11 protein-coding genes are annotated in these 10,569 nt (G+C 54.2%); 6 read left to right on the top strand and 5 right to left on the bottom strand.

The genetic code is table 11. The annotated features are described in order from the left end of the window. From IGR76_07335 to IGR76_07320, 4 genes are all read left to right on the top strand, one after another. On the top strand, nucleotides 1-406 hold a 406-nt coding region (locus IGR76_07335), incomplete at its 5' end, for a hypothetical protein (GenBank protein MBF2078322.1). Nucleotides 407-460: 54 nt separating this feature from the next. Beyond that, on the top strand, nucleotides 461-1,003 hold the full coding sequence (locus IGR76_07330) for a cofactor assembly of complex C subunit B (protein MBF2078321.1): 543 nt from the start codon (nucleotides 461-463) through the stop codon (nucleotides 1,001-1,003). A 573-nt stretch (nucleotides 1,004-1,576) separates the two neighbouring features. Next, entirely contained in the window at nucleotides 1,577-3,088 is a 1,512-nt protein-coding gene (locus IGR76_07325; GenBank protein ID MBF2078320.1) for a DUF3370 domain-containing protein, read from the top strand. A 73-nt stretch (nucleotides 3,089-3,161) separates the two neighbouring features. Continuing rightward, nucleotides 3,162-3,941 carry an ABC transporter permease gene (locus tag IGR76_07320; GenBank protein ID MBF2078319.1) on the top strand — a complete coding sequence of 260 codons (780 nt, stop codon included), beginning with the start codon at nucleotides 3,162-3,164 and terminating at the stop codon, nucleotides 3,939-3,941. A 2-nt stretch (nucleotides 3,942-3,943) separates the two neighbouring features. On the opposite strand, the gene aroH is transcribed toward IGR76_07320, so the two are convergent. After that, entirely contained in the window at nucleotides 3,944-4,306 is a 363-nt protein-coding gene (gene aroH / locus IGR76_07315; protein ID MBF2078318.1) for a chorismate mutase, read from the bottom strand. 23 nt (nucleotides 4,307-4,329) lie between these two features. Further along, nucleotides 4,330-5,157 (bottom strand): signal peptide peptidase SppA, encoded by an 828-nt coding sequence (gene sppA / locus IGR76_07310; protein MBF2078317.1) that lies wholly within the window; start codon nucleotides 5,155-5,157, stop codon nucleotides 4,330-4,332. 193 nt (nucleotides 5,158-5,350) lie between these two features. On the opposite strand from sppA, the gene IGR76_07305 reads away from it, so the two are divergent. Further along, nucleotides 5,351-6,376 (top strand): DMT family transporter, encoded by a 1,026-nt coding sequence (locus IGR76_07305; GenBank protein ID MBF2078316.1) that lies wholly within the window; start codon nucleotides 5,351-5,353, stop codon nucleotides 6,374-6,376. Nucleotides 6,377-6,443: 67 nt separating this feature from the next. Beyond that, nucleotides 6,444-7,823, top strand: a complete 1,380-nt coding sequence (locus IGR76_07300; protein MBF2078315.1) for a glycosyltransferase — start codon at nucleotides 6,444-6,446, stop codon at nucleotides 7,821-7,823. Here IGR76_07300 and IGR76_07295 read toward each other — a convergent pair. The 3 genes from IGR76_07295 to IGR76_07285 are packed head-to-tail and all read right to left on the bottom strand — an operon-like array spanning nucleotide 7,736 to nucleotide 10,331. Continuing rightward, a complete protein-coding gene (locus IGR76_07295) occupies nucleotides 7,736-8,389 on the bottom strand; it encodes a hypothetical protein (protein MBF2078314.1) in 654 nt (217 codons plus the stop codon). The two genes, IGR76_07300 and IGR76_07295, sit on opposite strands and share 88 nt — an antisense overlap. Then, nucleotides 8,373-9,086: an orotidine-5'-phosphate decarboxylase gene (pyrF, locus tag IGR76_07290; protein ID MBF2078313.1), complete on the bottom strand. Its 714-nt coding sequence runs from the start codon at nucleotides 9,084-9,086 to the stop codon at nucleotides 8,373-8,375. The genes IGR76_07295 and pyrF overlap by 17 nt, the downstream gene beginning before the upstream one ends. Further along, complete coding sequence (locus tag IGR76_07285) at nucleotides 9,087-10,331, bottom strand: tyrosine--tRNA ligase (protein ID MBF2078312.1); 1,245 nt, start codon at nucleotides 10,329-10,331, stop codon at nucleotides 9,087-9,089. Nucleotides 10,332-10,569 lie beyond the last annotated feature (238 nt).

Raw genomic sequence — 10,569 nt, 5'->3', positions numbered from 1 at the left:
TGAAGGAAACGCCTTATTCTCAATACGGTGTGCTTCTTGCTGTGACCAATTACTCCGAAACTATCTGCGATTCCTCAGAACGCAACGCCCAAACTCTGGCTCATCCCCAAACTCCAGCCATACCGACGAGGAGTTACTCGCTGCCATTCGGGATCGCGATCTCCAAACAGGCTCAGAAAACTATTTACCCCTCTTTCACCTTCGCCAGCATCTAGAGCCGGATTGGTCACGGGAGGAGGTCGATCAAGCCCTCTATCGCCTACAGCGCGGCGATCGCATCCTGCTCAGTTCCGTTCAGGACACCTCTAGCTATACGCTGGAGCAGTTGCAGGCCGGGATTCCGCAGGATATTGGCGGGGCAATCTTTTTCGTGAGTCTTCTGGAGGACAAAGGGCGATCGCCATAAAAGTGATCGGAATCCGAGGATAATTAAGTTTGGTAAAGACGTTTTACAGCACTCATGGATAGTCCCGTTCTGGCCTCAACTGCATTCCTCACCCTCTTACTAGGCATCGGCCTCCTGTTCTTCATTCGTGCCTCTACAAAAGATCGTACGGAGGTTATTCGGCTGATAACTACCGAATCCGAAGATTCGATTTTGGAAAAACTGCGCCACTATTTCCTGGAACGCGCCTATCGCGTTATTTCCATCGATCCAGATGAAAATCAAGTCACCTTGGAAGGAGTTGTGCGGCCAAGTTACTTTTTGGCAATCTTCCTCACCTTTCTGGCAGGAGTTGGAATTCTTTGCCTGTCGCTGGTTTTAGCACTGCTATTCCCCCAAGCGGGACAATTTTTTCCATTCCTGGTGGTACTGGCTCCAGGGGCAGGGCTGTTCTACTGGAAACGATCGGAGCGTCCAGAACAGGTGACCTTCCAAATCGATGCCCATCCAACAGATTCCCTACAGTCGCAGCGGGTGTTGACGGTCACGGCGCATCGGGACGAACTCGCAGACCTGCAGCGATCGCTCCAGCTTGCGGCCTTTGAGGCGGAACGGTAGCGCTTGTAGCTACAACCTGTCCTGATGGGAAACCAGAAGTGATGTACTTACTATACGTAAGTTCCCTTCCTAATCATTCCTGCGATCGCCAGGGTCAACCTTCGGGATTTACGGACGCTAGGGTGACGAGAGGGATGGTATGCTCTGCCAGCGTAGTGATCCTAACGATAAAGGGCGATCGCCGTATCAACAGCTAAGAGCGTTCACTCAGATGGTATTGTGAATGACAGTGTATTTTTGTAAATGGTCTATGGTTCAAACGTTTAGCAGCACGCGGTGTATGTTCGGTTTGAGGCAAAACGCTCAATTTGCGTGCCGCCACGTCTGAGTTTATCTGGCGTCTCTGTTCTGTCATGGATTGCGTCGCTTTGCGGAACGCCGTTGAAGGCACAGATTACTCAAAACGCGGATTGTGTATGGCTAACCTTAATCTCTATACCCTCGCGACTCTTTTGAACCCTAAGGCCATGTCCATCGTTCCATTATCGGAGCAGATTTCAGGACGCGATTCTCCCCTGGAGACGCGATACAATCGCCTCCATTTGCTTGTGCTGGTGCTTGTTGGAGTTATCCATGCTGACCTTTCTGTCCATGTTTGTTTTTGCTCAAACGATTGCGCTGCCAAACCTAGACTTGCAGCCTGCTGCGCCGATTTCGCGGCAAGTTCGCCAACCCCAAGAAGAAATCCGTCCCCTTCCTGGAAGTCTGGATACAACCCCTGTTTTCAACAGCAACAGCCCAGAACTGGTACAGCGCGACGGTATCTTGCTCTCCACCTTTCCGCCAGATGACATGGCTGTGGCATCTGCCCACCTCAACTATCCACTAGAGGGGCGGTTCGACATGTTTGCTCACCATATTGCCCGTGGCCTCACGCCGGACGACACCCGTACGCTTTACTTGGGCATCTTGGTACACAATCCCACTGACGAAACTATTACCCTTGAGGTGCTGCAAGGCGCAACCTATCTGAGCCAGGAAGCCCCCTTCAATTCCTTGCCGTCCTATGTGGCGAATCCCCTGGGAACCGTTTATTCAGGCCCCGGTAGCCGAACAATGAACGATTTGCTGCGCGAAATTCGCCAACCCCAATGGCCGGATAAGGTGCGCATTCCAGCGGGTGAAACCTATTTGCTGGCCAATGTGCCTATCCCCCTGCGACGGCTGACGGTGCCTGTTGATGGAACCCTGGCGCAGGGTAGCTTACTGCTGCCGCTCGTGGAACAAGCCACCGTAACCAATGTTTCGAGTAGCAGTGCGTCTGCGACGGTGCGATCCTTAGTGTCTGAGGATCGACCGTTACCCACCAATGGGCGATCGCTATTACTCCGCGTCCAAACCAACGGCCCGGTGTATGTGGCTAGCCTAGCCATGTATGCCCCCAAAACGGAAACGGGCGCGGAACGAGTTCCAACCCAAGCTGAGTGGGAATATCTCCTCCAAACAGGCGATTTGTCTGGCCCCCGTGACCATCCCCCGACCGACCCGAATAGTCGCTTCTTCACCCGGTTTTATTACGGACGGGTTGCAGGCGTGGCGGAAGGCTCGGTCTGGGCTGCACAATTAACCGACTCCACGGAATCCCAGGATTTAACGATTCCAGATCCAGGCAACCGCATTTCCTACGTCCTGAGTACGGTTGATCGCAATACGTTCGGTACTGAGCAGGTGCAGAGTGCGCCCATGCTCGTGCGCTATCCGGACACCGCGTATCGCGCCCACGGCAACTATGGGGTGTTGTACGATCTGACGATGCCGCTCCACAATCCAACCGACGACACTCAGGCCATCACCCTCATGATCCAAACTCCATATCAGAACGAACTGATGGAGAATGAGCTGCTGTTCTCGAATCCACCAGATTCCAAAATCTTCTTCCGAGGCACGGTGCGCCTTCGCTATACGGATGAATTCAAAGTGCCGCAAACCCGCTATTTCCATATCGTGCAGCAGCGGGGGCAGGCTGGAGAACCCCTGGTTAAGATTCGGATTCCGCCCGGTCAGCGTCGCTTGGTAGAACTTGATTTCATCTATCCACCGGATGCGACGCCGCCGCAGGTGCTCACCATTGAAACGGAAGGTTAACACCGTCTAGGGAACGCACACTTTTAACGCTGAAACGGGTACCCTGGATGACGTATGGGTTGAGGTCAATTCGGTGAACATTCGGCGAATTTGGGCAGTAGCCACCAACGTATTTCGTGAAGTGATTCGCGATCGCCTCCTTTACCTGATTGGCATTTTTGCCTTGGTGCTGATTCTAGCTAACTTTCTGCTACCGGACTTAGCGGTGGGCACCGAGGGCAAGATGTTGCTGGATTTGGGAATTGCGGGAATCGGCGTTTCCGGCTTGATTGTGGCTATCTTCGTCGGCACGGGACTGGTTAATCGGGAAATTGAGAAACGGACGGTTTATGTACTGAATGCGAAGCCCCTCACGCCTGCTGAGTTCATTATCGGCAAGCACTTGGGACTCTCGGCAGTCATTACCGTGATGGTCGCCGCCATGATGGTTATTTATCTGGGAGTTTTGAGTGTGAACGGGGTTGCCTATTCGGCAGGTAGTCTGAGCCTAGCCGCCGTCTTCCTACTTTTAGAGCTGATTTTGATTACGGCAGTCGCCATTCTGTTTGGCGTGTTTACCAGCACGCTCCTAGCAACGGTACTCACCGCCGCCGTGTACTTGATGGGGCATCTTAGCCGCGATCTTGTCCTGCTGACCCAAAATACCGAAAGTCCGACGATCGAGCGTTTGACCCACTGGACCTACCTCGTTTTACCTGACCTATCGCGGCTAGATCTAAAGAATCAGGCGGTGTACGGTCTCAGTACCTTACCGCCGCCGCCGGAATTGCTCAATAACGCCCTGTACGGACTGCTGTACGTTGTCGTTTTATTGGCGATCGCCACCGTTGTTTACGCTCAGCGTGAGTTCTAGGGTTACCCCCAGTCCGGCCGCAGAGCCTTTGCTCCTCGCAGATAGGGATGGTGGATCTCCGGGTTTGGCGTGTTGACTAGAATTAGAAATCGAATACACCGTTCTAGGCTTCCCTGCACATGCATTTGCTGCACATCCAGGAGGGGAACTCGATCCCATCCCGGTCGCTGACGGGCGATCGCCGCTGGAAAAACCGCATCCAAATCCCGCGTCACGGAAAACGTCGCGCTAATAATGTCGTTTGGATCTAGCTGATTCAGCTTCTCCAGGGCATCCAACAACTCGCTCACCGCTTCTGCCATCGCCTCCTTAGAATTAACCGGAACGGTAGTTGCTCCACGAATTGCCTGAACGCTCCACTGCACGCTGAAGTCCTCCATTCTGCTGCCTAGGGACGATAGAGCCACAGCGGTAGCCCACTCGTCGATAACTCGAATTCTAGCCAATTCATACTAGACGAAATGCGGCTCTGTGTAGCGCCTGCTTTACCTCCTGAAACGAGGCGACTGAGCAGTTTCTTGGGTTCTTCAATGGTGTAGCAGGGGGTCGTTTCTGGGTCAAGTCCTGCCAGTTCCGCCGCCCAGCGTCGGGCATCTTCCTCCGTACCCAATCGATCAACAACGCCCAAGTCTAGCGCCTGCTCTCCGGTAAAAATGCGCCCATCGGCAAAGCTACGAACCGTTTCTACAGCTAGGTTTCGGGCATCCGCCACGGTTTGGACGAACTGCTGGTAGCTGGTGTCGATCAGCTCTTGCAAAATATGCTTTTCCGGATCGGTCAGTTCCCGATCAAAGGCCAGAATATCTTTGTAGGGGCCGGACTTAATCACCTTAAAGGATACCCCTACCCGTTCTAGCAACCGCTCAATATTGTTTCCGCGCAGGATCACGCCGATGCTGCCCGTAATCGTGCCCGGATTCGCCACGATATGGGGCGCACCCATGCCGATGTACACCCCGCCCGATGCCGAGATATTGCCAAAGCTAGCCACAATTTTGACCTTGTCTTGCAGCCGCTTGAGGGCGTTATAGATCTCCTGGGAATCGCCAACGGTGCCGCCAGGGCTATCAATCCGCAGCAGCAGTGCCGGAAACTTGCGGTCTTCGACGGTCTTCAGGGCATCCAGAACCTGCTTCCGGGTTGTGCCTGCGATCGCCCCTGAAATTTCAATTCGGGCAATTTGTTTACGAAACGGACGCTTAAAAGGCCAAATCATGGGCAAATCAAACAAACGTGGATAACGTATGCCAAACGGACTGATCTTCTAGTCTGCCTTAACTTGGGAGGCTTATTAGCACTTTTTTTAAGAATTCATTCATGCCAGTACACAGAAATACACAAAACCAAGTGATACTGATCTAAAGATACGTCGTTCGAGATTTGTCTGCGCGATCGCGCCTGAGTGCTTCATGCTGTTGAAATCCTCTGAGTCTAAGCTCCCCTTTGCCTCGCTCCTCATGATTGCGCCCTTTTTCCTATGGGGCACCGCAATGGTAGCGATGAAAGGGACGATTCCCCACACGACACCCATGTTTATGGCAGGCGTGCGGCTGGTGCCTGCGGGGATTTTGATTTTGATCGTTGCGGCATTGTTGAAGCGATCGCAGCCGAAAGGCGGCATGGCATGGCTCTGGATTGGGCTATTTGCTCTGTTTGATGGGGCATTGTTTCAGGGGTTCCTTGCGGAAGGCTTGGTTCGCACGGGTGCAGGCTTAGGCTCGGTGATGATTGATTCCCAACCGCTAGCCGTAGCGATTATGGCGCGGATTCTTTTTGGCGAAGTGGTGGGCGGGTTTGGCTGGCTGGGATTGCTGATCGGCGTGATTGGCATTAGCTTGCTGGGACTCCCCGATGAATGGATTGTGTCCCTACTACAAGGAAATTTGAATGTTTCAGAGATTTCGGTAGACGCGATCGCTCTGCTAGAAGCGCTGTTCCAAAACGGGCAGTGGTTAATGCTGCTGGCGTCGCTGGCGATGGCGATTGGAACGGTAATGGTGCGCTATGTCAGCCGCTATGCCGATCCGATTACGGCGACCGGATGGCACATGATTCTGGGGGGCATTCCGCTGTTTGTCCTATCTGCCGTTTCCGAAACCCACCAGTGGGATTTGTTGAACGGTGCCGACTGGCTAGCCCTCAGCTACTCCACCATTTTGGGCAGTGCGATCGCCTACGGACTGTTCTTTTACTTTGCCTCCAGCGGTAATTTAACCAGTTTAGTCGCATTAACATTCCTGACCCCAGTGTTTGCGCTGCTGTTTGGCAACCTGTTTCTGGCGGAAGTGCTCAGCCCGATTCAAAGCGTCGGGGTGGTGCTCACCCTGGTGAGTATTTACTTGATTAATCAGCGGGAAGTATTGAGCGATAAGGTCAACCAGTGGCAAGCGAAACGGGCGATCGCCCTGCAACCATCGGAGAAAGAGGACACGTAGCGCTGGGCGATTTCCGAACTCAGGTTAGGATAGGGCTTTGCATCTGTTTTTAATACAGGGTATTTCAATGAGTCAGTCTTCCCCCAAAAACGTCCCTGGAACAGCGGTAGGTTACCCCAATTCCAGCAGCGTGAATGCCCCCACCCGCCAGGCGATCGCTCTGATTTCGATCGAAGCCGATCCTGACCCCGATGCCGAGACTGTTGAAGGACGCATCAGCGGTCAGCGCATCCATGTTCGACAAATTGGCGAAACCTTGGCAAAGCTGGGATGGCAGGTCGATATTTACACCCGCAAAACAGACTCCAATCTGCCCACTATTGTTGAGCATGCGCCCCACTGTCGCACCGTTCGATTAGAAGCTGGCCCGCTTACTCCCCTCTCCCGTGACCAGATTTTTGATCACCTTCCCGAATTCATCGACGCTTTCCAAACGTTCCAAACCAAGAAAGCCACCATTTATCCCCTCATTCACACCCACTACTGGCTATCGGGCTGGATTGGCCTGCATCTCAAACAGGAAAATAATGTGCTGTGGGTGCATACCTGCCACTCCTTAGCCACAGATGAGTACGGTGCGTTAGCTGAACGTCCGGCGATCGCCCAAACCCGCCTGGATACCGAGCGGGAGATCTTGACCCATGCCGACCGCGTGATTGTCACCAGCCCCGACGAACTATGCACCGTGCAATCCCAAGCGCCCGACTGCCCAGCGCTGCTCATTCCAGGGGGGACAGACCTCTCCACGTTCCACCGTATCCCCCAAGCGGAAGCCCGATCGCTGCTGGGATTTGACGTGGATATTCCCATCTTGCTCTACGTCGGGCGCTTTGATACCCGTAAGGGCATCGATACCCTGCTAGAGGCCTGCCAGTGCCTAAGTCAAGGCGAGCCAGGAGGCTATGAACCCTTTACCCAATTCCAAGTCGTTCTCGTGGGTGACGATGCCGGTACGGCCAGCCATGAGCGGGAGCATTTAGAGCAGGAAATTCAAGCCCTCGGCCTTTCGGAAAAGGTTCATTTTGCAGGCCGGATTCGCCACAGTCGCCTACCGTTGTTTTACACGGCGGCTGATGTTTGCGTGGTGCCTAGTCAGTACGAACCCTTTGGCCTGGTTGCCCTAGAAGCCATGGCCTGCGAAACCCCCGTTGTGGCCTCCGATGTGGGAGGACTGAAGTTTACCGTTATTCCCGAAGAAACGGGATTATTGGTTCCCGTCGGTGATGCCTCTGCCTTTGCCCGGGCGATCGCCCGCATTTTGGGCAACCCCCAATGGGCGAATACTCTTAAGACTAAAGCCTCTAGTCACGTCCAGGAAGCCTTTACCTGGACCTCTGCGGGAGCCCAGGTGAGCGACCTCTATCGCCGACTGTTGGCCGAATCCCTCATGGCTGCACCCAGTTCGAACGGCGGCAGCGCACTCAATGGCTCAACCGCCCGATTCTGACAATCGCGCAACCAAAGCCGCACCGCCTGCGCTACGACCCCCTGTCCCGTATCTTCGGGAGGGGCGAGAATCTGCCCGTCGGGGAAGTCTGCAAGTTGGGACATTAGGGTGACGACCCACCACCGTTGATCGGCGTAGGTGAGAAATAACCAGTGATGATATTGCAGACTGACCGCACCATCGGCCACGTACTGCCGCTCTAGGGTGGTGAAGAAGACCTGGCGAATATCGTCGTCCTTCGCGGATTCGGAAGGAGCATACGAACCTGGCCCCAGGGTCAGTGGCTCAAACTCCGGTTGACTGGCTAGAAGGACGTAACCCGGTTGCGCCCCATGGTCGTCCAATTCATACCATCGCTGATTCACGCGATTGGCATAACTGGGCAAATCCCGTAACAGCATCGCGGTGAGATCCTCTAAATCCGTCGGACAGGCGATCGCCTCCCGAATAAATTGAGGATCGGTATCGGACTCCTCAGGACTTTGAGCTGCGATCGCCGGGTTCAGCAGGGATAACGTCAGGGCGGTCGCTCCCAGCAGTCCCAGACCGCTAGGCCACCAGTTCATCACACACCCGTTGGAATGCCGCCCCAGGATCAGGATCAGCCGTAATCGGACGACCAACCACCAGATAATCGGCTCCTGCCTTCACCGCTTCCGCCGGGGTGAGCGATCGCCGTTGGTCGCCAGCAGCAGCCCATTTGGGTCGCACCCCCGGACACACCAGCAGAAACCCATCGCCGCACACCCGTTTAAGGTCGGTGGCTTCCTGAGGGGAACAAACGGCTCCTGCTAGTCCGCAATCCTGCGCCATGAGTGCCATTTGCAGGGCATAATCCGGCAGTTCCAGGGGTATTTTTAATTCATGGGCAAGCGATCGCGCCGAGATGCTGGTTAAAACCGTCACGGCAATCAGATTCGGCGGCAGTTGTCCGGCAGCGGTTGCCCCTTCTACAGCGGCTTTCTGGGCAGCTTCCAGGGCAGCTTCCCCGGCGGTAGCGTGGACGGTGATGAGATCGACCCCGTAGCGGGCGGCGGCGCGGCAGGCTCCGGCCATCGTGTTGGGAATGTCGTGGAACTTCAGATCCAGAAAGATCCGCTTCTGCCGAGCCTTGAGCTCCTGAATCACGATAGTGCCACTGCTGACAAAGAGTTCTAAGCCGACTTTCCAAAAGCCTACCTCTGGGAGCCGATCCAAGAGGGCGATCGCCGCATCCGCTGACGGCACATCCAAGGGCACAATAATCCGATTTCGAGGATCCATTTACTTCACCAGGCGCACAAACTTTTTCTTGCCCACTTGCAGGACTTTTCCGTCCAGCTCATGAGCCGCCGCATAGGCGAGATCCACATCTTCGACGCGATCGCCATCCAGGCGCACTGCCCCGCCCTGAATTTGCCGCCGCCCTTCGCCACTGCTTTTACACAATCCACTGGCTCCTAGGATAAAGAACAGTTTGGCCGGAAACTCAATAGAGGCAAGGGAAAATTCGGGAACCGCTTCGGCCCGAGCCGCATTTCCTTGAACGAGGGTTAACGCCGCTTTCTGAGCCTCTAGCGCTGCATCCTTGCCGTGATACTGACTCACAACGTCCACCGCTAGAAGCTTCTGGCGATCGCGCGGGTTTTCGGGCAAATCTGCCAAGGGCAGGTTCGTGAGCAGCTCAAAGTAATCCTGAATCAGCGCATCGGGCACTTTTTCTAGCTTAGAGTACATCGACAGCGGATCTTCCGTCAGTCCCACGTAGTTAGCCAGGGATTTCGACATTTTCTGCACCCCGTCCGTACCAATCAAAATCGGCAGCAGCAAGCCAAACTGCGGACGCTGCTGGAAATGGCGCTGTAAATCTCGCCCCACGGCCAGGTTAAACTTCTGATCGGTTCCGCCCAGTTCCACATCTGCCTGGACAGCGACCGAGTCGTAGCCCTGCATCAGCGGGTACAGGAATTCGTGGAGGTAAATGGGGCTTTCCTTTTTGTAGCGTTCCGCAAACCCTTCCTTTGCCAGCATTTGCCCCACGGTCATGGTGCCCAACAGTTCCAGAATCTTGGATAGATCCAGCTTGGACAACCATTCCGAGTTGTAACGAATTTCTAAGCGTCCTGGTGTGTCGAAGTCTAGAATCGGGCGCACCTGATCCAGATAGGTTTTAGCGTTCTCCTTGACCTCGGCCTCGGTTAACTGCTTTCGCACGTCAGATTTCCCAGACGGATCGCCAATGCGGGCTGTAAAGTCACCAATGATTAACACCGCCGTATGTCCGGCATCCTGAAACGCCCGCAATTTGCGAAACACGATGCTGTGTCCTAAGTGCAGTTCCGATCCGGTGGGATCAATCCCCAGCTTGACTCGTAAGGGGCGATCGCTCTGTTGCAGCCGTGCGATCAAATTCTCATGCGGATCGGACGAGGTATCTTGGTTCGGAAAAATTTCATGCGTGCCCCGATGCAGCCACTCAAACCCTTGAGAGGATTGGGAAACCGATGAAATCGACGATTCTGAAGCCATTACAACAATTAGTGAAGAACTGCTAGATTGAGGTAGAAACAGTGGAATTTCGATACACTGATCCAGAAAACGTATCCCGATTAGAGAAATCTATGACAGTATCTCTTAGAAGGTACGTTAATGACTCTAGTGGAGCCAGTCGCTATGTCAATAATGACAACACCAGCGGCGAACTCCATTGCGGCCAAGCTACTATAATTGCAAAACTTCTGGCATAAGAACACTCTATTTTTCGCTC

The organism is Synechococcales cyanobacterium T60_A2020_003, from assembly GCA_015272205.1.
GTDB lineage: Bacteria > Cyanobacteriota > Cyanobacteriia > RECH01 > RECH01 > JACYMB01.
The sequence above is the reverse complement of the archived record's forward strand: the minus strand, read 5'-3'. Positions and strand labels throughout refer to the sequence as shown.